The organism is Mycobacterium senriense, from assembly GCF_019668465.1.
GTDB classification, from domain to species: Bacteria; Actinomycetota; Actinomycetes; order Mycobacteriales; family Mycobacteriaceae; genus Mycobacterium; species Mycobacterium senriense.
Map to the genome: position 1 here is coordinate 1636839 of NZ_AP024828.1, position 25482 is coordinate 1662320.

General features: G+C 64.0%; 23 protein-coding genes. 19 read left to right on the forward strand and 4 right to left on the reverse strand.

Annotated elements, in window-relative coordinates:
• Positions 1-112: 112 nt before the first annotated feature.
• Both MTY59_RS07800 and MTY59_RS07805 read right to left on the reverse strand, forming a co-directional pair.
• Complete coding sequence (locus MTY59_RS07800; protein ID WP_221045158.1) at positions 113-1210, reverse strand: inositol-3-phosphate synthase; 1098 nt, start codon at positions 1208-1210, stop codon at positions 113-115.
• A 56-nt stretch (positions 1211-1266) separates the two neighbouring features.
• Positions 1267-1809, reverse strand: coding sequence for a PadR family transcriptional regulator (locus MTY59_RS07805; RefSeq protein ID WP_067257326.1), 543 nt, complete (start codon positions 1807-1809; stop codon positions 1267-1269).
• Between the two features lie 531 nt (positions 1810-2340).
• Between MTY59_RS07805 and MTY59_RS07810 the strand changes: the two genes are divergently transcribed.
• The 13 genes from MTY59_RS07810 to MTY59_RS07870 all read left to right on the forward strand — a co-directional run bounded on the left by MTY59_RS07810 (position 2341) and on the right by MTY59_RS07870 (position 17476).
• A complete protein-coding gene (locus MTY59_RS07810; RefSeq protein ID WP_064883320.1) occupies positions 2341-2775 on the forward strand; it encodes a DUF5318 family protein in 435 nt (144 codons plus the stop codon).
• Positions 2768-5455 (forward strand): transglycosylase domain-containing protein, encoded by a 2688-nt coding sequence (locus MTY59_RS07815; RefSeq protein WP_431190732.1) that lies wholly within the window; start codon positions 2768-2770, stop codon positions 5453-5455. The genes MTY59_RS07810 and MTY59_RS07815 overlap by 8 nt, the downstream gene beginning before the upstream one ends.
• Complete coding sequence (locus MTY59_RS07820) at positions 5452-7116, forward strand: glycosyltransferase family 87 protein (protein WP_221045159.1); 1665 nt, start codon at positions 5452-5454, stop codon at positions 7114-7116. Before MTY59_RS07815 ends, MTY59_RS07820 begins: the two co-directional genes overlap by 4 nt.
• Entirely contained in the window at positions 7113-7754 is a 642-nt protein-coding gene (locus tag MTY59_RS07825; RefSeq protein WP_221045160.1) for a DJ-1/PfpI family protein, read from the forward strand. The genes MTY59_RS07820 and MTY59_RS07825 overlap by 4 nt, the downstream gene beginning before the upstream one ends.
• Positions 7755-7887: 133 nt before the next feature.
• Positions 7888-8178 carry a 30S ribosomal protein S6 gene (rpsF, locus tag MTY59_RS07830; protein ID WP_007771721.1) on the forward strand — a complete coding sequence of 97 codons (291 nt, stop codon included), beginning with the start codon at positions 7888-7890 and terminating at the stop codon, positions 8176-8178.
• A 114-nt stretch (positions 8179-8292) separates the two neighbouring features.
• Entirely contained in the window at positions 8293-8829 is a 537-nt protein-coding gene (locus tag MTY59_RS07835; protein ID WP_221045161.1) for a single-stranded DNA-binding protein, read from the forward strand.
• A gap of 43 nt (positions 8830-8872) precedes the next feature.
• The gene (gene rpsR, locus MTY59_RS07840) at positions 8873-9127 is read left to right on the forward strand and encodes a 30S ribosomal protein S18 (protein WP_221045162.1); all 255 of its coding nucleotides are present in this window, start codon (positions 8873-8875) and stop codon (positions 9125-9127) included.
• Positions 9128-9157: 30 nt separating this feature from the next.
• Positions 9158-9616 (forward strand): 50S ribosomal protein L9, encoded by a 459-nt coding sequence (gene rplI, locus MTY59_RS07845; RefSeq protein WP_221045163.1) that lies wholly within the window; start codon positions 9158-9160, stop codon positions 9614-9616.
• Between the two features lie 529 nt (positions 9617-10145).
• Positions 10146-11522 (forward strand): replicative DNA helicase, encoded by a 1377-nt coding sequence (gene dnaB / locus MTY59_RS07850; protein WP_221045164.1) that lies wholly within the window; start codon positions 10146-10148, stop codon positions 11520-11522.
• Between the two features lie 150 nt (positions 11523-11672).
• Complete coding sequence (locus MTY59_RS07855) at positions 11673-13400, forward strand: TniQ family protein (protein ID WP_221045165.1); 1728 nt, start codon at positions 11673-11675, stop codon at positions 13398-13400.
• A 457-nt stretch (positions 13401-13857) separates the two neighbouring features.
• A complete protein-coding gene (locus MTY59_RS27260; protein ID WP_250160747.1) occupies positions 13858-14313 on the forward strand; it encodes a hypothetical protein in 456 nt (151 codons plus the stop codon).
• Positions 14306-16444 (forward strand): integrase, encoded by a 2139-nt coding sequence (locus MTY59_RS07865; protein ID WP_221045166.1) that lies wholly within the window; start codon positions 14306-14308, stop codon positions 16442-16444. The genes MTY59_RS27260 and MTY59_RS07865 overlap by 8 nt, the downstream gene beginning before the upstream one ends.
• Positions 16445-16447: 3 nt before the next feature.
• Positions 16448-17476: a TniB family NTP-binding protein gene (locus MTY59_RS07870; protein WP_221045167.1), complete on the forward strand. Its 1029-nt coding sequence runs from the start codon at positions 16448-16450 to the stop codon at positions 17474-17476.
• Positions 17477-17632: 156 nt separating this feature from the next.
• On the opposite strand, the gene MTY59_RS07875 is transcribed toward MTY59_RS07870, so the two are convergent.
• On the reverse strand, positions 17633-19324 hold the full coding sequence (locus MTY59_RS07875; protein WP_221045168.1) for a TniQ family protein: 1692 nt from the start codon (positions 19322-19324) through the stop codon (positions 17633-17635).
• Positions 19325-19851: 527 nt separating this feature from the next.
• On the opposite strand from MTY59_RS07875, the gene MTY59_RS07880 reads away from it, so the two are divergent.
• Positions 19852-20112: a helix-turn-helix domain-containing protein gene (locus tag MTY59_RS07880; RefSeq protein WP_221045169.1), complete on the forward strand. Its 261-nt coding sequence runs from the start codon at positions 19852-19854 to the stop codon at positions 20110-20112.
• A gap of 614 nt (positions 20113-20726) precedes the next feature.
• Complete coding sequence (locus MTY59_RS07885) at positions 20727-20969, forward strand: hypothetical protein (RefSeq protein WP_221045170.1); 243 nt, start codon at positions 20727-20729, stop codon at positions 20967-20969.
• A 90-nt stretch (positions 20970-21059) separates the two neighbouring features.
• Here MTY59_RS07885 and MTY59_RS07890 read toward each other — a convergent pair whose 3' ends face one another.
• The gene (locus MTY59_RS07890) at positions 21060-21695 is read right to left on the reverse strand and encodes a hypothetical protein (RefSeq protein ID WP_250160749.1); all 636 of its coding nucleotides are present in this window, start codon (positions 21693-21695) and stop codon (positions 21060-21062) included.
• A gap of 73 nt (positions 21696-21768) precedes the next feature.
• Between MTY59_RS07890 and MTY59_RS27265 the strand changes: the two genes are divergently transcribed.
• The 4 genes from MTY59_RS27265 (at position 21769) to MTY59_RS07905 (ending at position 25208) form a co-directional block, all read left to right on the forward strand.
• Complete coding sequence (locus MTY59_RS27265) at positions 21769-22071, forward strand: hypothetical protein (RefSeq protein WP_250160750.1); 303 nt, start codon at positions 21769-21771, stop codon at positions 22069-22071.
• 62 nt (positions 22072-22133) lie between these two features.
• The gene (locus MTY59_RS07895; protein ID WP_221045171.1) at positions 22134-23531 is read left to right on the forward strand and encodes an AAA family ATPase; all 1398 of its coding nucleotides are present in this window, start codon (positions 22134-22136) and stop codon (positions 23529-23531) included.
• A 910-nt stretch (positions 23532-24441) separates the two neighbouring features.
• The gene (locus MTY59_RS07900) at positions 24442-24585 is read left to right on the forward strand and encodes a hypothetical protein (RefSeq protein ID WP_221046693.1); all 144 of its coding nucleotides are present in this window, start codon (positions 24442-24444) and stop codon (positions 24583-24585) included.
• On the forward strand, positions 24585-25208 hold the full coding sequence (locus MTY59_RS07905; RefSeq protein ID WP_221045172.1) for a Fic family protein: 624 nt from the start codon (positions 24585-24587) through the stop codon (positions 25206-25208). The genes MTY59_RS07900 and MTY59_RS07905 overlap by 1 nt, the downstream gene beginning before the upstream one ends.
• Positions 25209-25482: the final 274 nt, after the last annotated feature.

Here is a 25482-nt window from a genome sequence, read left to right on the forward strand (position 1 = left end):
TGTCGATGATTTGGCGATGATGCGCCGAGTGTGGGCCCTCGGCAGGGGGACAGCGCCCGAATTCGTTCCCGGGGCCCACACTCGACGGTAGGAGTCGGCCGAGCGTCGGGCCTTAGCCCGAGATGATGAACTCTTCGAGTTGGGTGCGCGCGATGTCGTCGGGCAGCTGCTGCGGTGGGCTCTTCATCAGGTACGCCGATGCCGGGATCACCGGGCCGCCGATGCCGCGGTCCTTCGCGATCTTGGCGGCGCGCACCGCGTCGATGATGACGCCCGCGGAGTTCGGGGAGTCCCAGACCTCGAGCTTGTACTCCAGGTTCAGCGGCACGTCACCGAAGGCGCGGCCTTCCAGCCGCACGTAGGCCCACTTGCGGTCGTCGAGCCAGCCGACGTGATCGGACGGGCCGATGTGTACGTCCTTGGTCTTGAACTCGCGCTGCAGGTTACTGGTGACGGCCTGCGTCTTGGAGATCTTCTTGGACTCCAAGCGCTCACGCTCGAGCATGTTGAGGAAGTCCATGTTGCCGCCGACGTTGAGCTGCATGGTGCGGTCCAGCTGCACGCCGCGGTCCTCGAACAGCTTGGCCATCACGCGGTGAGTGATGGTCGCGCCGACCTGGCTCTTGATGTCGTCGCCCACGATCGGCACGCCGGCGTCGGCGAACTTCTTGGCCCACACCGGGTCCGAGGCGATGAATACCGGCAGCGCGTTGACGAACGCCACGCCCGCGTCGATGGCGCACTGGGCGTAGAACTTGTCGGCCTCTTCGGAGCCGACCGGCAGGTAGGAGACCAGGACGTCGACGTTGGCCTCGCGCAGCGCCTGGACCACGTCGACGGCCTCGACATCGGACACCTCGATGGTGTCGGCGTAGTACTTGCCGATGCCGTCCAGCGTCGGGCCGCGCTGCACCGTCACGTTGGTGGGCGGTACGTCGGCGATCTTGATGGTGTTGTTCTCCGACGCGAAGATCGCCTCGGACAGGTCGAAGCCGACCTTCTTGGCGTCCACGTCGAACGCCGCGACGAACTTCACGTCGCGGACGTGGTACTGACCGAACTTCACGTGCATCAAGCCGGGCACGGTGCTGTTCGCGTCGGCGTCGTAGTAGTACTGCACGCCCTGAACCAGCGAAGACGCGCAGTTACCGACGCCGACAATGGCGACTCGTACCTCCGTCGACGCCTGCGGCGCGTTCTGCTCACTCATATGGGCGTTCTCCTAACCTCTAACCACTGACTGGGATGCTGGGTATGTGCAGGGATTTACGTTTGCTCGGAGAGGCCGGGCATAGCCCGCTCCGCAGCAATGAGCTCGTTGAGCCACTTGACTTCGCGCTCACTGGACTCGAGCCCCAATTGATGAAGCTGACGGGTGTAGCGATCAAACGAGCTACTGGCCCGCGCCACGGCGTCGCGCAGGCCTTCCCGTCGTTCCTCGACCTGACGGCGGCGGCCTTCCAGAATGCGCATCCGCGCCTCTGCCGGAGTCCGGTTGAAGAACGCCAGGTGTACGCCGAAGCCGTCGTCGGTGTAGTTGTGCGGACCGGTGTCGGCCACCAGCTCACCGAAGCGCCGGCGGCCCTCGTCGGTCAGCTGGTAGACGCGCCGGGCCCGCCGGACCGGCGTCCCGGCCGGCGCGGCATCCTCGGCGATCAACCCTTCGGCCTGCATGCGCCGCAGGGCGGGGTAGAGCGATCCGTACGAAAACGCCCGGAACGCACCGAGGAGACCGGTCAGCCGCTTGCGCAACTCGTAGCCGTGCATGGGCGACTCGATCAGGAGACCCAGGATGGCAAGCTCCAGCAACCGAATCACCTCCCTGAAAAGATTTGCGTGGCTGGTTACGACGGTTCGACGCCTCGCGCAATCGTATCGTCTCGATATATTAGCCACAACACCACTGACTGTTGGTTTGCCGTTCGTCACAGTGCACGGGTGTGAAACGAGCCGGAGGACCGGGCTTTACGTGGGCAGACTCATCTGCGAGAGCCCACCCGGTGTGGTCGGGTCGGTCGGGCTCGACGATCGAGTACGTGGTTTTGGCGCGGCTGGTCCGCAAGGTCGGTGAGCGCGGGCGCGCTCACCTGGCGCGACCAATCGATATGGGCCGCCGCCACACCGGCCTCATGGGCACCGAGATGGCACCCATGGGTGACTCCAAAACGTGCTAGCGCCGGCGCTATCGCACTTCGAAAAGACCATGCACTCCCGGAGCCGGGACTGCAGGGGCGGCAGTGACGCGCGCGAGCCCACAGATACCGTCGTCGAACGCCCGGCACGGACCGCCGCGGTTCGGTTGCGTATCACTGGTCGGGATGGCGACGTACTCTGGTGGGCGTGCGACTGCAGCGACAAGTGGTGGACTACGCGCTCCGACGGCGCTCACTGCTGGCCCAGGTGTACTCGGGCCGCACCGGTGTGTCCGAGGTTTGTGACGCGAACCCGTATCTGCTGCGCGCCGCCAAGTTTCACGGGAAACCCAGTCAGGTCATGTGCCCGATCTGCCGCAAGGAGCAGCTGACGCTGGTGTCGTGGGTGTTCGGCGAGCACCTCGGTGCGGTGTCGGGCTCGGCGCGCACGGCCGAAGAATTGGTGATGCTGGCCACCCGCTTCGAGGAGTTCGCCGTCCACGTGGTGGAGGTGTGCCGGACCTGCAGCTGGAACCATCTCGTCAAGTCCTATGTGCTCGGCGCGGCGCGCACGGCACCTCCTCCCAGGGGGACCGGACGCACGCGGACGGCGCGCAACAACGCTCGCACGGCCATTGAATAACGAAGGACGCCACAGCCAGTCGTCCGGTGACCAACGTGGGCCAGCGACTGAGCATGTAGGCAATCAGAGTTCTGACAAGCGCCCGGAGCCCGACCGTCCGGACGCCGGTCGTCGGGATCCCGAACGCCGGGAAGCGCCGCCGACCATCAACCGCCGTCGCCGTCAGGCCCCGCCCGACGATCGGCTGACGACGATCCTGCCGCCGGTCCAAGACGACCGGGCGCCACGACGCTCCGACCCCATCGACGAAGTCAAGGCTGCGCTGGCCGGCCCCCCGTCGACGCCCTTACGGCGCGACGCGCTCGACGAGGTCAAGGCCGCACTCGACGGCCGGAGACCGACGTCCGGCCGGCTCGATCGCCCCGGCCTCGGCGGTGGTCCGCCCAGCGGCCCGCCCCCTCCGCCCCGCCGGCCAGGAGGTCCGGGAGGACCCGGCGGTCCCGGCGGCCGGCCGCTGCCGCCGTGGCGCGACTGGACCTGGACCGAGCAGATCAACTGGCTATGGGTGCGGCGCGGGGCCTACCTCTGCGCGGCCGTGCTGGTGCTGCTGCCGATCGTCACGTTCGCCATGGCGTACTTCATCGTCGACATCCCCAAGCCGGGTGACCTTCGCACCAATCAGGTTTCGACGATCCTGGCCAGCGACGGCTCGGAGATCGCCAAGATCATTCCGCCCGAAGGCAATCGGGTCGACGTCAACATCAATCAGGTTCCCGTGCATGTGCGCCAGGCGGTGATCGCCGCCGAAGACCGAAACTTCTACTCGAACCCGGGATTCGATTTCAGCGGCTTCGTGCGCGCAGTGAACAACAACCTCTTCGGCAGCGGTGATCTGCAGGGCGGGTCGACGATCACCCAGCAGTATGTGAAGAACGCGCTGGTCGGTTCGGCCCAGCACGGGGTCAGCGGCCTGATGCGTAAGGCCAAGGAACTTGTCATCGCCACCAAGATGTCGGGGGAGTGGTCGAAAGACGATGTGCTGCAGGCCTATCTGAACATCATCTACTTCGGTCGGGGCGCCTACGGGATTTCGGCCGCCGCAAAGGCCTACTTCAACAAACCCGTCGAGCAACTCACGGTCTCCGAGGGCGCACTGTTGGCGGCACTGATCCGGCGGCCGTCCTCATTGGACCCGGCGATTGATCCGCAGGGCGCCCGTGCCCGCTGGGCGTGGGTGCTCGACGGCATGGTGGAAACCAAGGCGCTGTCTCCGAGTGATCGCAGGGCGCAGGAATTCCCGCCGACCGTGCCGCCTGATCAGGCGCGCGCGCAGAACCAGACGACCGGGCCCAACGGGCTGATCGAGCGTCAGGTGACCAAAGAGTTGATGGAACTGTTCAACATCGACGAGCGGACCCTGAACACCCAGGGCCTACAGGTCACCACCACCATCGATCCGAAGGCCCAGCAGGCCGCGGAGAAGGCGGTGTCGAAGTACCTCGACGGCCAGGATCCCGATATGCGTTCGGCCGCGGTGTCGGTCGACCCACACGACGGCGCGATACGTGCGTACTTCGGCGGCACCGACGCCAACGGGTTCGACTTCGCCCAGGCCGGCCTGCAGACCGGGTCGTCGTTCAAGGTGTTCTGCCTCATCGCCGCGCTCGAGCAGGGGATCGGCCTGGGCTACCAGGTGGACAGCTCACCGCTGACCGTCGATGGCATCAAGATCACCAACGTCGAGGGCGAGAGCTGCGGAACCTGCAACATCGCCCAGGCGCTCAAGATGTCGTTGAACACCTCCTACTACCGGCTGATGCTCAAGCTCAAGGGCGGCCCGCAGGCCGTCGCCGACGCAGCGCACCAAGCCGGCATCGCGACCAGCTTCCCTGGCGTCGACCACACCCTATCCGAGGACGGCAAGGGCGGACCACCCAACAACGGAGTTGTGCTGGGCCAGTATCAAACCCGGGTGTTCGACATGGCCTCGGCGTACGCCACGCTGGCGGCCTCCGGCGTCTATCACCGCCCGCACTTCGTGCAGAAGGTCGTCAACTCAGACGGCCAGGTCCTGTTCGATGCCGCCAACTCCGACAACAAGACCGAGCAGCGCATCCCCAAGGCCGTCGCCGACAACACCACCGCGGCCATGGTGCCGATCGCCGCCTATTCGCGTGGCCACGCCCTGTCCGGCGGTCGGCCGTCGGCGGCCAAGACGGGCACCACCCAGCTCGGTGACACCACCTCGAACAAGGACGCCTGGATGGTGGGTTACACGCCGTCGCTCTCGACGGCGGTGTGGGTGGGCACCGCCAAGGGCGATAGCCCGCTGGTAACGGCTTCAGGCGGACCGGTTTACGGCTCGGGGCTGCCGTCGGACATCTGGAAGTCCACCATGGACGGCGCGCTCAAGGGCACGTCCAACGAATCCTTCCCCAAGCCGACCGAGATCGGCGGTTACGCGGGCGTGCCCGTTGCACCCCCGCCGCCCCCGCCGCCGTCGGAGACCGTCATCCAGCCCACCATCGAAGTGGCGCCGGGCATCACCATTCCGGTCGGTCCGCCCACGACGATCACCGCGGCGCCACGGGCGCCTGTCGGTCCGCCGGGTGGGCCGGAGCAGGGTGGTGGCCCGGAGCCGGGTGGTCAGTTTGGTGGCCCCCCGGGTGGCCCGTTTGGTGGTCCCCCGGGTGGTGGCGTCCCGCCGGGTGGAGCCCAAGCGCCGCCACCGCCACCGTGACCGACGCCGCGGAGCACGGCGCGACGACCTCACCGCAGCGGCTCGCCGCGGATCTGCGCAGCGCCGACAGCCGAGATTGCCCGAGCCGCACCGACTTTCTGGGTGCCGCACTCGCCGACGTCGTCGGCGGACCGGTCGGCCGGCACGCGCTGATCGGCCGCTCCCGGCTGATGACCCCGGTGCGGGTGATGTTCTTGATCGCACTGGTGTTCCTGGCGCTCGGCTGGTCGACGAAGGCGGCCTGTCTGCAAAGCACCGGCACCGGGACCGCCGACCAGCGGGTTGCCAACTGGAACAACCAGCGCGCCTACTACGAGCTGTGCTACTCCGATACCGTGCCGCTCTACGGCGCAGAATTGTTGAGCCAGGGCAAATTTCCCTACAAGTCGAGCTGGGTCGAGACCGACTCGACCGGCGCCCAGCAGATCCGTTACGACGGCCGGCCCGCGGTGCGCTACATGGAGTATCCGGTGCTGACCGGGATCTATCAGTACGTGTCGATGGCGCTGGCCAAGACCTACACCGCGCTGAGCAAGCTGGCCCCGCTTCCGGTGGTCGCCGAGGTGGTGATGTTCTTCGACGTCGCGGCCTTCGGGCTGGCACTGGCCTGGCTGGCCACCGTCTGGGCGAGCGCCGGTCTGGCCGGGCGGCGGATCTGGGATGCGGCCCTGGTGGCCGGCTCCCCGATACTGATCTTTCAGATATTCACCAACTTCGACGCGCTGGCAACGGCTTTCGCGATGGCCGGGCTCCTGGCCTGGGCGCGACGAAAACCGGTGCTGGCCGGGGTGCTGATCGGATTGGGTGCCGCGGCGAAGCTATATCCGTTGCTGTTCTTGGGCCCGATGCTGCTGCTGGGAATTCGGACCGGACGTCTGCGTGCATGGGCCCGCACCACGGTCGCGGCGGGCGTGACCTGGCTGCTGGTGAACCTGCCGGTGCTGGTGTTCTTTCCGCGGGGCTGGTCGGAGTTCTTCCGGCTCAACACGCGTCGCGGCGACGACATGGACTCGGTGTACAACGTCATCAAGTCGTTCACCGGCTGGCGGGGCTTCGATCCCAAGCTCGGGTTCTGGCAGCCGCCGACGGTGCTCAACACCGTCGTTGCGGTGCTGTTCGTGGCGTGTTGTGCGGCAATCGCATTCATCGTACTGACCGCCCCGCAACGGCCACGCGTGGCGCAGTTACTGTTCCTAGTGGTCGCCGCTTTCCTGCTGACCAATAAGGTTTGGAGCCCGCAGTTCTCGCTGTGGCTGGTGCCGCTGGCGGTGCTCGCACTCCCGCATCGCCGGCTACTGCTGACGTGGATGACCCTTGACGCGCTGGTGTGGGTGCCGCGGATGTATTTCCTGTACGGCAATCCCAACCGTTCGCTACCCGAACAGTTCTTCACCACCACGGTGCTGCTGCGCGACATCGCGGTTATCGTGTTGTGCGCGTTGGTGATTCGCCAGATCTACCGGCCCGGTGAGGATTTGGTGCGCTGGGACGGCCGGGTGGACGATCCGGTGGGCGGGCCGTTCGACCGCGCACCTGACGCGCCACCCCGGTGGGTGCCGGACCGGCTGCGGCCGATTGGTTCGCGCCGCTCGGGCGTCCCGGAATCCCACGCCGCTGACGAGCAACCCGCGGTGGCCAGCGAAGTGGCCTCAGCGCCGTGACGCAGGTGGCCATCCCGGTCTTCCCGCGATTCACCGCGCTCGACGCGGTGGGTCCGTACGAGGTGCTGCAACGCATCCCGTCGATCGACGTCGTGTTCGTCGGGCACCAGCGCGGTGAAATGCGGACCGAGAACGGCATGCTCGGCATCAGCTGCGACGCCACCTTCGACGAGGTGGCTACACCCGATGTGGTGGTGTTCCCCGGCGGCATCGGTACCCGGCAGCTCGTTCACGACGAGGCCATCAAGGGGTGGCTGCTAGCGGTACATCCCAACACGACGTTCACCACCTCGGTGTGCACGGGTGCCCTGCTGCTCGCCGCGGCCGGTTTGCTGGATGGGCTCACCGCCACCACCCACTGGCGGGCCGCGGACCTCCTCAACGGCTTGGGCGCCCGCTACGTGCCGGAGCGCGTCGTCGAACATTTGCCGCAGCGGATCATCACCGCGGCCGGAGTGTCCAGCGGCATCGACATGGCCCTACGTCTGGTGGAGCTGCTCGTCGATCGCGAGGCCGCGCAGGCGGCGCAGCTGCTCATCGAATACGACCCGCAGCCGCCGTTCGACTCGGGCGCGCTCGCCAAAACCGATCCCGCGACGGTGGCGAGGGCCGAGGAATACTTGGCCGCCCGGCAGTAGCAAGGTTGCCCAAACGACCGGATTTTTCTGGTCAGCCCGCTGTCCGGTACTCTGATGCGGTTGCCGACGCAGGCGACCCTCCTGCCACGGAACGTCCGTGGCCGCACAGACCAGAGGAGGTGGTGAGGTTTCCATGCGTCCATACGAAATCATGGTCATTCTTGACCCCACGCTCGACGAGCGCACCGTTGCCCCGTCATTGGAGACGTTCCTCAACGTCGTCCGCAAGGATGGTGGATCCGTCGACAAGGTCGACATCTGGGGCCGGCGCCGTCTGGCTTACGAGATCGCCAAGCACGCCGAAGGCATCTACGTCGTCGTCGACCTGAAGGCCGAGCCGGCGACGGTGTCCGAGCTCGACCGCCAGCTGAGCCTCAACGAGTCGGTACTGCGCACCAAGGTGATGCGCACCGACAAGCACTAACAGCCTTGGCTGCGTCGCGTGCTTCTCGTCGGCGCACCTGCTTAGGCTGTGGAGAGCTCAGCGAAAGTACGCTCATGACACCCACCACCCGAGCGGCGGACCCAGGAGGAAATTGTGGCTGGTGACACCACTATCACCGTTGTTGGAAACCTGACCGCCGACCCCGAATTGCGGTTCACCCCGTCGGGTGCGGCCGTCGCGAACTTCACCGTGGCGTCGACCCCCCGGATCTATGACCGCCAAAGCGGGGAATGGAAAGACGGCGAGGCGCTGTTCCTGCGGTGCAACATCTGGCGGGAAGCCGCCGAGAATGTCGCGGAAAGCCTCACGCGTGGTGCCCGGGTGATCGTCACGGGCCGGCTCAAGCAACGCTCCTTTGAGACTCGTGAAGGTGAGAAGCGCACCGTCGTCGAGGTCGAGGTCGACGAGATCGGCCCCTCGCTGCGGTATGCCACGGCCAAGGTCAACAAGGCCAGCCGCAGCGGCGGTGGCGGTGGCGGTGGCGGCGGCTTCGGCGGTGGCGGCGGTGGTGGCGGCGGCGGATCCCGCCAGCAGTCGGCGCCGGCGAGCAGCGCACCCGCGGACGATCCGTGGGGCAGTGCCCCCGCATCGGGCTCGTTCGGCGGCGGCGACGACGAACCGCCCTTCTGATTTGAAGAAACTTCAGTAATAGAGAACGGAAAGAAAAACAGACATGGCCAAGTCCAACAAGCGGCGGCCGGCTCCGGAAAAGCCGGTCAAGGCGCGGAAATGTGTCTTCTGCTCGAAGAAGGGACAAGCGATCGACTACAAGGACACCGCGCTGCTGCGTACGTATATCAGCGAGCGCGGCAAGATCCGTGCGCGTCGCGTCACCGGCAACTGCGTGCAGCACCAGCGTGACGTCGCCGTCGCGGTGAAGAACGCCCGCGAAGTGGCGCTGCTGCCCTTTACCTCCTCGGCGCGATAGTCGCCGCAGGCCTACCGAAAGTACGAAACGATGAAGCTGATTCTGACGGCTGACGTCGACCACCTTGGTACCGTCGGCGACACTGTCGAGGTCAAGGATGGTTACGGCCGTAACTTCCTGCTCCCGCGCGGGCTGGCTATCGTGGCCTCCCGCGGCGCGCAGAGGCAGGCCGACGATATCCGCCGGGCCCGCGAAACCAAGGCGGTCCGCGACCTCGGGCACGCCAACGAACTCAAGACGGCGATCGAGGCGCTCGGCCCGGTCGCGCTGCCGGTGAAGACCGCGGCCGATTCCGGGAAGCTGTTCGGTTCGGTGACGGCCAGCGACGTCGTCGCGGCGATCAAGAAGGCCGGCGGCCCCAACCTGGACAAGCGCATTGTGCGGTTGCCGAAGTCGCACATCAAGGCCGTCGGGACCCACCCGGTGGCGGTGCACCTGCACCCCGAGGTCGACGTCGAGGTCGCGCTCGAGGTCGTCGCGCAGAGCTAAGCATCCGACATTTGCTCACAGCCCGGCGGTGGCCTGATCGGCCGCCGCCGGGCTGCGTTGCGCTGCGGCCACGCGGGCACACTCCGGTGACAGCAATCGCGGACGTGCCCCCCGGCGAACTATTTCTGGGGTGTATTCCGCCAGGGCGCTTTACCGGCCCGTAACGCTGGGAAAACACGGCCGAAAGCCAACACGCCCGGCACAGTAACCTGGCCCGACACGCCGTAGAGATTCTTGTCCACACGAATTCCATGCCGTTGTATGGCCGGTATCTGCACTGATGTCCTAGCCCTTTGCATTAATCCACAGGTTCTCCACACCCCGCTCAACACAGGTGTCGACGGATATGCACACACGATGCACAGGTTCATAAACAGCGCCCCCTTTGCGTACTAGCCAGCAACGTTTAACGTCGTCCCGGCGCCGGGCGTGCGGGTGCTCTGGGCGCAGGTTGTCAGCACCTTGACTTACGCTCGAGGTCGACTTCGAATGTATGTTCGGATGCGTGAATCAGGGGAGGAGGGAATCCGTGGCGGTCGTCGATGACTTGGCGTCGGGCATGGATTCCTCGCCGCCAAGCGAGGACTTCGGCCGGCAGCCACCGCAGGACATGGCGGCCGAGCAGGCGGTGCTGGGCGGCATGCTGCTGAGCAAGGACGCCATCGCCGATGTGCTGGAACGGCTGCGGCCTGGCGACTTCTACCGCCCCGCCCACCAGAACGTCTACGACGCGATCCTCGATCTCTACGGGCGCGGCGAGCCGGCCGACGCGGTGACGGTCGCCGCGGAGCTGGACCGCCGCAACCTGCTGCGGCGCATCGGCGGGGCACCGTATCTGCACACGCTGATCTCGACGGTGCCGACCGCGGCCAACGCGAGCTACTACGCGACCATCGTGGCCGAGAAGGCGCTCCTGCGGCGCCTCGTGGAGGCCGGCACCCGGGTCGTGCAGTACGGCTACGCGGGCGCCGAGGGTGCCGACGTGGCCGAGGTGGTCGACCGCGCGCAGGCTGAGATCTACGAGGTGGCCGAGCGCCGGACGTCGGAGGATTTCGTTCCGCTCGAGGATCTGCTGCAGCCGACGATGGACGAGATCGACGCCATCGCGTCCAACGGTGGCGTCGCGCGCGGCGTGCCGACGGGTTTCACCGAACTCGACGAGGTGACCAACGGCCTACACGCCGGGCAGATGATCATCGTCGCGGCCAGGCCTGGGGTGGGCAAGTCGACACTGGGGCTAGATTTTTTGCGGTCGTGCTCCATCAAGCACCGCATGGCCAGCGTCATTTTCTCGCTGGAGATGAGCAAGTCCGAAATCGTGATGCGGCTGCTGTCGGCGGAAGCGAAGATCAAGCTCGCCGACATGCGGTCCGGTCGCATGAGCGACGAAGACTGGACGCGGCTGGCCCGGCGGATGAGCGAGATCAGCGAGGCGCCCCTGTATATCGACGACTCGCCGAACCTGACGATGATGGAGATCCGCGCCAAGGCTCGCCGGTTGCGGCAGAAGTCCGACCTGCGACTGGTCGTGGTCGACTATCTACAGCTGATGTCGTCGGGCAAGAAGGTCGAGTCGCGGCAGCTCGAAGTATCCGAATTCTCGCGTCACCTCAAGCTTTTGGCCAAGGAGCTCGAAGTCCCCGTCGTCGCGATCAGCCAGCTCAACCGTGGTCCCGAGCAGCGCACCGACAAGAAGCCGATGCTGTCGGACCTTCGTGAGTCGGGATCGCTCGAGCAGGACGCCGACATGGTGATCCTGCTGAACCGGCCGGACGCGTTCGAGCGCGACGACCCACGCGGGGGAGAGGCGGATTTTATTCTCGCCAAACACCGCAACGGCCCCACCAAGACGGTGACGGTTGCGCACCAGCTGCACCTGTCGCGGTTCACCAACATGGCGCGGTGAGGCTGCTGCCGAGATGCAATGAAGATTGACAAGCGCGCATTGATTGTTAAACAACAGCGTCAGTCGATCTGAGTGTCTGGCAGCATAAGTGCAGGTCAAGCCGCTAACTGCCGACTCGGCCCCAAGATCTTGTCAAAGTAGCTGCTCGAAATGAGAGTCGCGCGCCGCTGGCTTCCGCTTCAGGTGCAACCACTTAAGGGTGAATCGATCGATTCGTGGCTGGAGGCCAGTGCACGTGCAATGGGGGGCACCGTCGGAACCCTTGCGGCAGCCGCAAAGCTTCCGGCTACCGCGAAGCCGCCTTGGTTGACCTGCCTGCCGCCGGCGCAGGCGCAGTTGCTCGCGGCGGCCACCGGTGTACCGGCGGAGTCGTTCGAAGCGATGACGCTGAGCAAGTACGACGGGACCGCCTTGCATATTGATGCGGACACGGAGCGCCTCAATCCAAAATTCCCCTTCGGAGCTCTGCCAAGGTCCCGGTTCTGCCCTGCATGCCTACGCGAAACGGGCGGTCGGTGGCAATTGCGCTGGCGCCTCGGTTGGTCCTTCGCGTGCCTGGAACACAATTGCATCCTCGTCGACCAATGTCCCGGCTGCGGAAGCTATCAGCGATCGACCCAGTACTACCGCCGCATCGAGCCTCCAGCCACCTGCCGTTGCGGCCTCCCACTGGGAACGGTTCCAGCATTGCGGTGGACCGATAGACACGACTTTTCGTGGGCGCAGGAGGCGGTCAATGAGGTTATTGACGACGGCTACTATGATTTCGGAATTTTCGACGCGTACCCACGACTTTTGGAGGAGGTCCTGGGGGCTGTCCGAAGCCTTGCCAACAGGATCTTGAACTATTCGTCGACCCACAGCCTGACGATTCAGGGCATTGAGGATGACCTGACGGGCGAGCATACGGTAGGTTTCACGTCCTCACAGGCGCGAGAAACACTGAATAACAAAGCGCCGCTTCGTGCTCTGGATGTTGCCGTCGGTACCACATTGGCCTTGAAGGTGTTGCGGCACGCAAGCGTGGCCGACTGTGGGATGGCCGCACGATGGTTCATTGCAGGGCAGAACGCCACCAGCGGCCCAGCGGAAATCCGCTCATGCGTTCGAGATAGCGACATCGCCGCTGCCATCGTCTTGAAGGCGCGTAACGCCGATCTGGGTCCTGAACTCCAGCTGCGATACCGCACTGCAACGACGCTGCCGTGCGCACCGATCCCCGGTCAGAAGCGAATCCAGAAGAAGGCTGCCCGGCTGCCGGCGGCAATCTGGACGCGATGGGCGTCTGTGTTGCTATCCGGCCGTCGCAAGACTTTGGTACTCCGCGAGACATTGTCGTGCGCCACACTGCTCGTGGGTGCAACCATCAGGCCCGTTGCGGCAGTGGGCCTCCTGGGCGTCGTCGAGAGTCACAGCATTTTGAATAACAGGCTGTGGGTTTTGTGCGACTCAAACTACTGGGAGTCGATGCAGCAGGCGCTCGTCCGGTTAAGTGACTTCCTAGAGCAGGGCAGTGGCCGGATCAACTACGAGCGCCGCCGCCAGCTCGATTACTCCCTGTTGGTCAGCGATGACTTCTGGCAGCAACAGATGGAAGGCGATGCTGGCTCGCTGCCGACGGGGAGCTCGGTTGTGGCCGCGCATTGTTATTTGATTGAAAGGATAAGTGGTTCCCCGCGTCTCGCCCTTCAGTTCCACCCCGAGTTGGACTACTGGAGTTTGACGAAGCTCGTGACCGCTTTCACGGCGCACCTGACCGAGCCGGCGGTGGCGGCGCTGGATCAGCGTGCACGGAGCTTCCTTGCGGAGCAGGGAGTCAGTGAACCGGTGTACTGGCACCCGCCTCTCAAACTTCTTGACGGACTTAACTTCTCATAGGTGGCACACAAAACCGTGAGTGCACAGCAAATGCTGTGCACGAGTGAAAATGCACGTAAAAGTTTCGAAAATCGACCCAGTAGCTACCTCCAAGATGCATATCGTGGCGCACCTGACCCTACGTCGAAGGTGGAGGTAAATCCGATGAGTCGCAACAATGCACGGCAAAATGGCCAAGGCGCAGCAGACGGCGTTGTGCAGCTTGAGTGGACACTGCGTTTCCGCGACGGTGTGGAAACCGTATGGCTATGGCAAGTCCAAGGTGCTCCACCACTGGACCTGCTGGCTCCGATCCGGACCCCTCGGTCTTCGGCGAGTAATCGCCATATCCCAGTGTCGGCTTACACATTTACCAATTCTGGTGTCGTACATCTGGAATCGGGGCTTGAGCACGACCTGGTTCGCATGCTAGACCGTGACTCCACCGTCTTGCGGATAATTTTCCCAACCGTTCCGGTTGTCATGGCATACCGAAGAACCGGTTACCCACTTCCCCGACCTATTGACTCAGCACATCGATGGGAGCGTCACCGTATGGGATGCCCGACCACAAGAAAAGCAGGACGACGACTTTCAGGCCAAGAGCGTCGTGACCCGTCGCGCCTGCCAGCGGGTTGGATGGCGCTACACGGTGTTCGCCGGAACAACCGTAACGGAACGAATGAACATGTTGTGGCTGCACGGATTTCGCCGCAGACCTCCATGGGCAACGCATTTCGAGGAACAGATACAGCAGCTGGCTGAATGTGGCGACACGACAGTGGGCTCGCTTCTTTCGGCAGATGACGGGACAGGCGAACTCAAAACGGTGGTCTGGCACATGATGTGGACGGGCGCATTGGACATCGACATGACCGTGCCGTGGACGCTGCACACACCCGTTGTAGCGAGCAAGGAGCAGAGCCATGTCTAGTGGCCGTACCAACCTGGTCGAAGGAACACGCGTACTGACTAATCGAGGGTTCGCGGTCATCGACAAAGTCGAAGCAGCCAGCGTCATCTTGCAGTATGCCTACGGCGATACAACGAAAACCGGTTATGCGAACATTGATTCAATCCGCATCCTTGAGAACGGCGAAGCGTCAGCACTCTGCGAACCGCTTCGCCCACGGTGGGACGCCGTCAGCGACGAAGCCCGCGAGGCGGCGCTTTTCAAGTTGGGAATTGTTCAAGAGATCTTGACCGGTTACCGAGACGGCCACCCCGCTCTGGCACGTCCTGGTGAGCCGAGACCGCCGTTCGGTCCGAGTGGGGCTTCGGAGAGCCAGCGCTGCAGTGCGATGGCCATGGAATTGAATCTCGGGGCGCAACTCGATCGCAAACCGCCCCGTCGGATTCAGGACGAGGATTGCAGCACAGCGCATTACAGCCCGGTCACGATCAGAAGCTGGGTACGCGGGTTCAAAGAGCGTGGCCTGCTCGCGCTGATCGATGCACGAAGTACTCGCCAGAGCAAGTCCTGGGAGTTGATCGACGAGCGATACCGTCAGGTGGCCACCCAGATAGTGGACACCTTGGACGGGGACCGATCGACTATCTCTAATCAGGAGATCGATCGCCGAACCAGAGTTCGACTGAAGGAAAACGGGATTAAGGACTTCCAGGCGCCGCAGCGAATCACCGGCCAGTTCCTGGCTGCCCTCAAACGGGAGCGAGGAGCAACGACGCGTGCACAAAAGAGCCGGAAGCACCGCAAGGTTTCAGGCGCAAAACACTACCCGGCGATTCGCCCGGGCCAGGTGGTCGCCATCGACGTCACCCGCGCCGACAATCTCGTTTACGACACACTGACTGGCCGCGCATGCAGCGTGGAGATCATCACCGCCATCGATGTCGCGACCCGCGTGGTTCTCGCGCTACGCGTCGTTCCCAGAAGCGCCAATGGTATCGAGGCAGGGCTGCTGCTCTACGACATCTGCCGCCCTTTCTCATTGCTGGTCGAGGGTACGTCCATCAGTCAGTGGAGGTGGGCGGGCCTACCTGGGCAGCTCGATCTCCGCGGCGTGGCCGTACGGGTCGGCAAGCGCCTGCTGGCACCGGACTTCAGCACTCTGCAGGGCGAGCACGGCATCCCGTCCGTGTTACCGGATGCCATCCGCTGCGACCACGGATCAATCTTCGTCTCTCAACATTTCCGGGCGCTGCTGGCGACCCTGGGAATCGACCTGATGCTAAATCGCGGCGGCAAGGCCAACGACAACCCACATGTGGAACGTTGGCACGAAACCATTCAGCGTGGGTTGCAGCAGATCCCGGGATACAAGGGCCGCAACACCTCTGAGCGCGGCAGACTGGTTAGCGAGGAGCCCCTGTTGACCGCATCGCAGCTGCGGGATCACTTACGTCGTTTCGTCGCACTCGATTACCACCGCAGCGCGCATGAGGGCCTGATCCTGCCCGGTGAAGAGGAGGCAAGGATGTGCCCGCTCGAGATGTGGGATGCGATGACTGAACTCACTGGGAGAATCGATGTGCCGCAACAATCGGATCTGATCTACCAGTTCCTCCCGGTTCGATGGGGGACCATCAGCCACGCCGGTGTGGAGTTCAAGAACCTGGTGTACGACTCGCTGAGAGTCTTTGAGCCCTATCGTTCGGTGCCAGTCGGGCAGTTCCGACCTGAAGACCGCGCGGCACCCTTCTTCTACGATCCGCAAGATCTCTCGCGGATCTGGTTTCGCGATCCCGCGACGAAGCGAGTCGAACCCATTGAATGGCGCGGCTCGGATCGCAGCGTCGCGCCCATGACCGCGGCGATCGTCGATGCCGCGTGTCGACGGATACGCCACCGAGGCGGCAACCTGGTCTTGAATGGCGATTCCGCCACGCGCCAGATCCTCGACGAACTCACCCAGATCACCGAGGCACCTGCAAAACCGAAACTGCGCAAAAAGCTCATCGCCGCCCGGTTGCGGGTGGAGCAGGCCAAGGCCGATCACGCCGAGGCGCAGCAGCATCAAGACCAGGTGCCGCCCTCGCGGTCACGCCCACGGCGGCCATCGCCGGCGCACGACGTGTGGCCCGAGCTTCCGGAAGGTGCCTAAACCATGGATGCGCAGCTATGGCACGACTACTGCACGATGCAGCCACCAGCAGAGCCCCAACCGGTCACCGTCCGGCAGTGGAAGGTAATGACACGTCAGCAACGGGCAGCCCATATCGACCATTTGACCGAATGGCTGCAGAGCCTGTTTCTGCCCACTGGCGATGTGGTGGCGATCTACGACAGTGCCGACAACATTGTTCGAATCAATAAGTTGACTCCACCGGGTGCGAAGAGCCTGCCCGCGCTCTCAGGACCGAACTACGCCGGCAAGAGCACGATGATGATGCGCTGGGCGCGCGAGAAGTACCTAGCGTGGATTGCTGACGCTGAATTGGACCCCTATGGCCGACCGATCATCCGCCCAAAACCGGGGTGGGAAGTCGATCTGGATCCCGTTGTGTGGATTGACCTTGACGCCGCTGCCCAGATCAAAGACGTCGACGCAGCAATCCTGGGGTTCTTCAACCTGTCGGCCGAGGGAGCAAAACGCGACATATCGATGGCGGCGATGGACGCGGTTCGAAGACACCGAACACAGATCGTCATTATCGATGACGTTCACCTGCTCAAGACGAACTGGAAATCGGGACGCGACGTGCTCGACCATATCAAGCACCTCAATACACGTCTTGGTCAGATCGGCGTCACACTTGTTCTCATCGGTGCCGATCTCGAAGCCCGAGACCTAGTGCATGACTCACAAATCGCGGCCCGTCTCCGGCTGAATCGGTTCGGGCCGTACGAGATCGACGATCTCGACGCCGATCGGATCGGTTGGCAAGTGATCGTGCGTGATTTCGAGAAGCTGCTGCTGCCTCATCTGCCGCGAAGTCGGCCGAACGAGCTGCACACCAAGCTTGCGGCCGAGCTCTATCACCGCACGCAGGGCTACCTCGGAGACCTCAAAGCGCTGCTCTGCGAGGCGACGATCGGGGCAATCACTGATGGCACCCACAGGATCCTGCTCCGGCATCTCAACGTCGTGATGTTGAGCAAACGTGCAGAGGAACAACGTCTGGTACCCAGCTGAAAAGCTGGGCAACGCCAGCACGAAAGTCACGGCGATGGTCCAGTGACCGCTGCCCCGATCGCACCTCCTCGTCAACCACGACTGGAGTAGTGCACATGGCGGTGGCTCACCGGGGCCCAGGCGCGGAGGCGCGGGAGCCGCGAGGACGTTAACCAGCTATTCCACGGAATGATGTGGCGACGACTGGTCGAGCACAAGCGAGCGCAGCGCCGCGCGCGCCGGCTCCGGAAGGCGATCGCGGAACACGCGGTAGGTCGCCTTGATCCGCGGGGTAGGCGGCGCTGGCCAGGCAGGGCTGACATCGAGTAAGCCTTGAGCCACCTCGCACCACATCCAGGTGATCGCGTAGGGCGACGAAGTGGGCCGCCGATGCGGTGTCGTCGTCGTCCGCCAAGTTTCGAACCAACCGCCGGGGTCTCGGGTCAGTGCGCGGACCCGAGCCTCATGCTCGCGGAAATTGCGACTGCACGAGAGCATGTCCATCGCGGTGTTGACGGCGTCGGCGAATACCTTTGGAGTGACCCGCAATCGGGCGCTGGATGCGCGGGCGGCGCGGGCACCGATCGCGGGAGCCAGACCGATTCTTACTGCGGCATCCGACCAATTGGCCACGTCTGCCACGAGTCTGACCATGCACAGTGACACATACAATCTGCCCGTCCATTCGTATCCACCGAGCATCTCGTCAAAACATGCGTGGTAGATGTCGGTGTCGATCAGTTGTGGAATGGCCGAGCCTTGAAGCAATTCACTGCGACGAACCTTCTGAAGGCGTCGCCCGACGTGGTGACGCTGCCTAGCTGCGGTATTGATGAGCCGCTCCATCGTCGGTGTGCGTGTCGTGCGATTCACTAACCACGCGCATGGGCCGTTTTTCGCCTCGGCGATCAGACCCAGCCAGGGGCACAGGCGGGTAGCGGCGCCTTCAATGTGTATCTGCTGAAGGATGTCGGCAGCATCGGTGAGAACGTGCCCTCGGACCACCGCACTCTTGGGTGGGCTGATTCCCCAGCGTGGCCCGCGAAGGTTTGTTGTGCGCTCACGGGCTTCGGCGTGGAGAACCTCGGCCCAGTTCCTTACCTGCGGTCCGTCTGGCCGCGACAGCAGGTGAAGCAACAAGGTTGCGACATGCCGTATCTCAGCGAGGAAGAGTCGAGGGTCAACGCGCCTGCCTAGCATCGGCACGGTCTCGCCGGCCAGCGCTTCGGCCAAGATTGTTGCGGTGCTGAGCACCTGTGGTGGAGCTGACTCTGGAACGTGTCTAAGCACCGATTGCCTGCATGGATTGCGTAGGCCGACAGGGTTCGCGCATAACTGTTGCGGGCCGGCCAGGGGGCGCAACGGCGAATAGCGGTGAGTGCGGAATCGATGACCGCAACCACTGCAGTGCGTCGTCAGGAAGACCCCGTGGCGAGGACACGTCGCGGCAAGAGGCAGTCGCCATTCCACCGCCCAGATGCCGTCCTCGACCAAGCACAGCGGGCACGCCTGCGAGCCGCACTGGGGAAACCAGCCCTGGGTCACCACGTGCCGGAAGGTGTGCCGACGAAGAGGATCCAGCCCGTCGAGATACAGCGGCAACCCGTCGTCGAACCGCAGGAGGGTGGCATGGGCAACGGAAGCCTCATCGACGCCACTCAACCTGGCGATCCTGCTGATGATCAAAGGATCCGGTTTGATCATCATGAAAGCCGCACTGGGGGAGCCGAAATGCTCAGCCACGGTAAGAAGCCGCAGCAGCTGAGGTGGTGACAAGCCGTTGGCGATAGCGAGCCGTTCCAGGAAGCTGTCAAGGGATTCCCGCTCGTCCAAGGCTGGTCGACTCGGCAGCAGGCCTCGTGTAACCACAGCAGGCTCCGCCTACAGTTCCAGCGATGCGGCACCGCGTCGGTACGAAGACCCACGGCGGCACAGTTCAGTGCCCTCACCGACGACTGGTGCGGTCAAAACGACACCCAGAGGTCGGCATCGAGGAGTACCCCCACCAACGCAATGTACTACTAGTAGGGCATTAGGAGTGAGTCGGGCGTGTGGCCAATCTGCGACGACAGACGCCGGCGCGCCGGGTCGATCACAAGCGCAAGGCCACGTCAACGGCAAGTGGTTCGCCACCGCTAGCCGCCCAGGTAGGGGTCAGGGCCTCCGGGGTCGCAAGGGCAACCCGGCTCGGCGGCGCCCCCGCGGCCCGTAAGGATCTGTCATCGCTAAGTGCTGCCGGCCGCGATCGCATCGCACACCTCTCGATGCGGAACAACTTCGCCGTGTCCAACGGGACGGTGCGGCGAGGGCGGGAAAAGACCCGATCGCCGTACCATCCACAGAAAGCCCTACTAGTAGGGCTGACTTCTAGGGTTTGAGCGTGAGTACTGGATTGCGTGCCGACGCGCCCCAGTCAAAACGACCCCAAGCGCGTCGCCGCATGGGAGCGCCGACGTCGGATGGTCGGGACACGGATCCAACGCTTGCGTATCGAGCGCGGCTTAACTCAGGAACAACTGGCGCAGCTGTCGGGGGTCTCGCGCAACGTGTTGATGGATGTCGAGCATGGCCGCCGGGGAATACTGCATGAGCGGCTCTTCGACATCGCCAAGGCATTGGGCGTACCGGCCGTTGATCTCCTCGAAGGCATTCGCTGAGAGCGATCAGCGATGCGACCCGGCCAGGTTCGGCGAACCGCAGTTCAACTGCGAACCGTCGGCCACGCAAAACCACCCTTTTTCTAAGTCGGTCAGGATGCCGTGATGGCTCAGCCCCGCTCACCCGATGTGTGGCCGCCTGGTCGATTCGCTGCCCCGGTCCGATGTGACACCCTGGCCGCGGGTGCGGGACAGGTGGGTGATCCGCAAAACGGTGTCTCGGCCAAAATGTGTTGAGCGAGCGGTGTGGTTCTTGGGCGGCAAGGACGACGCCTTTCCTTTGGCCAACGAGGTCACTTCCGCCCGGCCGGGGTTGAGCGCGAAATCGCCCTTCCGATGGCTATAGTGCAGATACGCTTGCTAGCCCTACTAGTAGGGTTTTACGACGACGTTCGGAGGTTCTTCCTGTTGCAGAGTGGGGCTCGACGCGGGGAAGACGCAGAATGCGACGGTATGGGCGCGGCGGCGGACAGCAGATTGTGAAAACAGCGAATCGCCGACGCAAAGCCGCGCGGCGCAGAGCGCGCCAGCTCGGGCGGAATGACGCGGGTTGCCAGGCTCACCCAAGGACTTGCGACGCTCGCCGAGCCGTCGACGCGAACCTCGACAAACTGTTGATTGACCGCGGCTGGATGCTGGTTGAACGTAGTTGGGCGGGCGATGTCTATGAGTGGCCGGCTTCTGCGGCGAATCGTGGCCACGAGGTGACCTATCTGATCGCTGCAGCGGATGACAGCCTGGACAGCGGCGCGCCGTACCGGGTGGCGCTGATCGATGGAGAGTTAAGGGCTTACGACGATAAAGACTGCCTCGCTGCGGATCTCGACGGTATTGAGGCGCGGCGGTTCGGCTGCTAGATCCCGTGGATCTGAAGGATTTGACCTCGTCGCGGCTGTTTCGGCCGCAGCGAAATGTCGTCGCTTTTGCCCTGTCCCGTGGCCGCGCGGTCACGGGTTGGGCAGGCGAGTTCCACAGGCAGGACACCAGGTGACGTTGGTGCCGAGCAATGCTTCGATCGAGGACAGATCGTCGCGGTGCAGTGTGCAGGCCTGGCGGGCGAGGTGGATACGGATGGTGTCGATGATGAACTGTGCCCGCTCAACGGGCGTGGTGCCGTAGCCGTCGTCATCGGTTGTGCCGTGGGCGATTACGTCGCCTTCGTCTAGCTCTTTATCCTTGTAGTGGATTGTGCCGTCGGTGTGGGTGCCGGCGATAGTGCGGGCGAAACGGCCACTGGGCTGCAGGTCGAGTTCGATGCGCCACTCACCGTGGCGCTCGCGGAAGTAGAAGCTGTGGCCGTCCACGGCGCCGTCCCACTGCTCAGGTGCCAGTCCGCCGTGGCTGCTCACGACGACCTCGTGCTGTGTCGCCAGCCAGGCTTGGAGGGCGGCTTCGGCGGCCTGTTCATCGGCGGTGATCTGTTGGCCCGCTGGTGATTCCCAGAAGGCTTTGATGTCGTTGCGCCATTCCCCCCAGGCGCGGCGGCGGTCTTGGGGAGTGCGGGCACAGGGGCAGGCGAATCCGTAGTCGTGCAGGTCGGTTTCGGGCAGCCCGTGGGTGACACGAGCACCGGCAGCGTTCACCGGTGTCGATGTAGCGCCAGACGGTGAGTGCATCGAGGGTGACGTCGGCGAGCACGTCGGGGTCGGCGGTGCCGTGCAGGTCGAACACTGTGGTCAGGTGGTCGCGGTAACGTTGGCGTGCTTCGATGCGGGCGCGTTCGAGCTGCTTCTGGTGGTCGGCGGCTCCGGGAGTGTTAGAGAAGTCGGCGACATAAAGCTCCTTGGATTCTTCATCCATGCCATCGAGGATGGCATGAGCGCGCCGTGGTGTCGCCTCAATTGGTTGGGTCAGTGGAGCGGGTCGACCTTCAGCGTTTGCGGGGTGGGCCGCAATGCGTTCCGTGTGGATGGTGCTGCGTGGCAAGCTGAATCAGCGCTTGCTGGAAGACAAGGTTGACGACAGACTCGGTGGGTGCGATGCTGTTCGACTGCCCTTTTTCCGACATGATGAATGAGGCGATGAACCGAACTGAGGACGAACTGAGCGACCTGACCGCGGAGCCTGCGGGCGGCGCGGAGGCGCATCGGCGACCTATTACCGACGTCGGCACGTGGCTGGAGAGCGTCGACGGTGGTGTGCGGCCCGCGCTGCGCGCCCTGGGCGAGCTGCTGGTCGGTGTCGCTGAGCACAGTGGCGCCGAGAAACCGGTGAACGCCGATCAGTTCACCGCCCGCTGTCTGGGAGTGGCGGGCTGCGGGCAACTGGTTGACGAGGAACGCGGCCTTAACCCGTTGTCGTGGTTCACCGTCGCGCTGGCGCTGGCCGAGTGGATCGATAAGTATGCGCGGGTTTGTCAGGTCGGTCCCGGTGAGTACGCCGACCCGCCGAGGTGGACGCAGACCCGGATCGGCGGTCAGGACTACCGCCACCCGCTATGTTTGCGGGTGTATTTTCCCGCAGGGACGCTGCTCGACGATGCCGGGTGTGTGATCGCCCTGCAGGGCCGGCAGAGCATGCTGCGGTCGGTCGGTGTGAGCGCCTACGTGGCGCCGGCCAACCAGGACCGCGCCCGCGTGCTTTTGGACGGGCTCGCTGAACGCGCCAACGAGCTCAATCCTTACCGGGGCCACGCGGTGCGCGCCACCCACACCGCCGGACTGACATTGACCGTCATCGACTTGCCCTCGACCGCGACCCGAGAGAACGTCATTGTCGCCGACCAGGTGTGGACTGAAATCGATCTCGGCGTCCGCGCGGTGCGAGACCGCCACGACCTGCTCAACGCCCACAGCCTCGGTGCGCGCCGTGGTGTGCTGTTGTGCGGTCCGCCAGGCACCGGGAAATCGGCCGTGAGCGCCGTCGTGGCTTGCGAGGTCGTCGGGGAATTCACCGTTATCTACCTCGAGGCCAAAGCCGGTACCCAGCTGCTCAGCGCCGTCGTGGAGGAAGCGCAGCACCTCGGCGGCCCGGTGCTGCTCGTGCTCGAAGACATTGACCTGTGGTGCCGAGACCGCAGCACCGGCGGTGCCGGGTTGTCGGAATTGTTGCAGGCCATGGACATTCAGCCCGACGCCCGCATCCTGACGCTGGCGTCCACCAACGACGCCGCCACTTTGGACCAGGCGGCCATTCGCACCGGGCGGTTCGACTCCATCGTCGAAGTCGGCTATCCGAACCCAACTGATTCCGCCCGGATTTTGGCGGCGCTGATCCGTGATCTGCCTGGCGGCCGCGCGGTCGACTGTGCGGGTGTGGTGGCGGCGCTTCCCGAGCGCACCAGCGGCAGCGACATCCGTGAGATCGTGCGCCGTGCCGTGCTGGCCGGTCATGACAGACGCGTTAGCACCGCAACGCTTTTGGCGGAGGTGGGCAGCGGGCGCTACCGCCCCACGATTCCTGAAGGGATGTACCTCTAGATCAGCGAGGAGCACGACCTCCCTGAGCTCACCGATGCGCAGAAGATGCTTTGGCGGGCCGCGACCTCCGACCTGAGCGAAAAGGCAGAGCGTGTCTGCGACGGCACCGCGGCCACAGAGGACATGCACGCCGCACTCAGCCGCGTTATCTTCTGCGACATCGACCCCGAGACGTGTGCAACACCTCGTGCGTCCCGCCCGATGCTTGGCCGGTACGTTGAAGTGCTGGAGCGCATCCTGCGCAGAATCCCCGACGGCTGGGGCCGCTGGATCAGCCACGACGCCAGCTGGTACCCGATCGTCTCCAACCCCGATGAACGGCCGACCGCCATTGATCCGACTACGTCGACCATCGAGTCAAAGAGGAATTCGGTGCCCTGCGCTACTACTGCGCGCCCAGCGATGATGCGAGCATCGCGCTCCAACAAGCGTTCCCCGACGTCATCGACGAAGCTGAACGCATGCGTCTCGGCAAGGGAACACCGCCGCCCGCTCAACGGGCGTCATCCCTTACGCGATAACGGCTAAGGCCACCCGGGGCGGGTAGGTCTCCGATGAAGCGTGAATGTAGTCGTAGTTCAGCGACCGGAAGAACCGGGCGTAGGTCGCGTTGAGCCGACATTCAAGACCCCTGTCGCCGAGTTGAGGATGCGGCGGGCACGATTGTTGCAGCTCAGACCGACACACCATGCCGGTGGTTCCGGATCAACCACGCTGCCGCGGTGTTCCACACGATCGTTGTGTGCGCGAAGTAGCGCTGTTAAAACCAGTGGGTCCGTCTGTGACTTCGGAATCGGGCAGCGAGCCGTAAACGGCCTGGTTGAAGGCCACGGTCGGCCGGTAGGATGAGCCAAGGCTTTGAGTTTGAGGAGGTGCAGCTGTGGAACGTCGGACACCTAAGAAGGTGGTCGTGTCAACGGCTGCCGTCAAGAAGGCGGGGATGCGCGCCACGAAGGCCTCGGCCAAGTTGGAAGGCAGGGTGGTTCCCGCTGGTTACAGCCGGTCGGCCAGCGTGAAGGCCTACATCGCGAAGCAGCAGTCACCTAAGCGCTGATGCCGCTGACGCCGGGCTACGGTGAGACTCCACTTCCGCATGACGAACTCACTGCCCTGCTCCCGGAGGTCGTCGAGGTCCTGGACAAGCCGGTCACGCGCGCTGCCGTCTATGATCTCGAACAGGGTCTTCAGGATCGGCTGTTCGATGAACTGATGCCGTCGGCGCTCGACGGCTCGTTGCCGCTCAATGAGCTTCTCAGCGACTACTTCGTGCGCGGTCTCCATGCGCGACTGTTCGGCCCGGTATGGAACTGGGCCGGTCGGTGGCGGCGATTAGAGCTCAACATCGGCGTCGCGCCTGAGCAGATTGCCGTTAAGCTGCGAAACGCGCTCGACACTATTGCTTACCGGTGGGAACGAACCGAGGACTGGACGCCTCGGCAATTGGGTATCGTCGTGCATGCCGAAACCGTGCGAATCCATCCTTTCGTGGACGGAAATGGGCGCACCACAAGGTTTCTCGCTGACCTCGTGTTCGCGGCAGCTCAGAATCCCACCCAGTTGCAGTACGACTGGGACCTTGACAAGACGCGGTATATCGAGCTGCTTCGGGCCTACGACGGACACCGCGACGTGGCCGATCTAGCGGCTTTCATTGGTGTGGAGCCTATCGAGCCCTAACTGAAATACCCTGCTACACAACGTAATAGGAAAGGCGGCGTATTTTACCGGTAAGGCTGCATATCCGATTCCGTCGGTGTCGCCCCTGTCGTGACGCGGCGAGAAGGTGAAGGTGCAGCTAGGGGAGGCGCCCTGAATGCTGACCCGTTTCCGCGCAGCTGATCGGGCTTCATCTGCTGCAATATGCAGACTAATTTCATGGATAATGCCGATTGTCGCTGGAGGACCGTAGCCCTCCGAATTGAATGTGGTGACTTCGCCTCTAAACCGACCG

Coding starts and splice junctions, on each gene's coding strand:
- MTY59_RS07800 (WP_221045158.1), bottom strand. CDS start 1,210: ATGAGTGAGCAGAACGCGCCGCAGGCGTCGACGGAGGTACGAGTCGCC.
- rpsF (WP_007771721.1), top strand. CDS start 7,888: ATGCGTCCATACGAAATCATGGTCATTCTTGACCCCACGCTCGACGAG.
- rpsR (WP_221045162.1), top strand. CDS start 8,873: ATGGCCAAGTCCAACAAGCGGCGGCCGGCTCCGGAAAAGCCGGTCAAG.
- rplI (WP_221045163.1), top strand. CDS start 9,158: ATGAAGCTGATTCTGACGGCTGACGTCGACCACCTTGGTACCGTCGGC.
- MTY59_RS07855 (WP_221045165.1), top strand. CDS start 11,673: ATGAGAGTCGCGCGCCGCTGGCTTCCGCTTCAGGTGCAACCACTTAAG.
- MTY59_RS07865 (WP_221045166.1), top strand. CDS start 14,306: ATGTCTAGTGGCCGTACCAACCTGGTCGAAGGAACACGCGTACTGACT.
- MTY59_RS07870 (WP_221045167.1), top strand. CDS start 16,448: ATGGATGCGCAGCTATGGCACGACTACTGCACGATGCAGCCACCAGCA.
- MTY59_RS07895 (WP_221045171.1), top strand. CDS start 22,134: ATGAACCGAACTGAGGACGAACTGAGCGACCTGACCGCGGAGCCTGCG.
- MTY59_RS07905 (WP_221045172.1), top strand. CDS start 24,585: ATGCCGCTGACGCCGGGCTACGGTGAGACTCCACTTCCGCATGACGAA.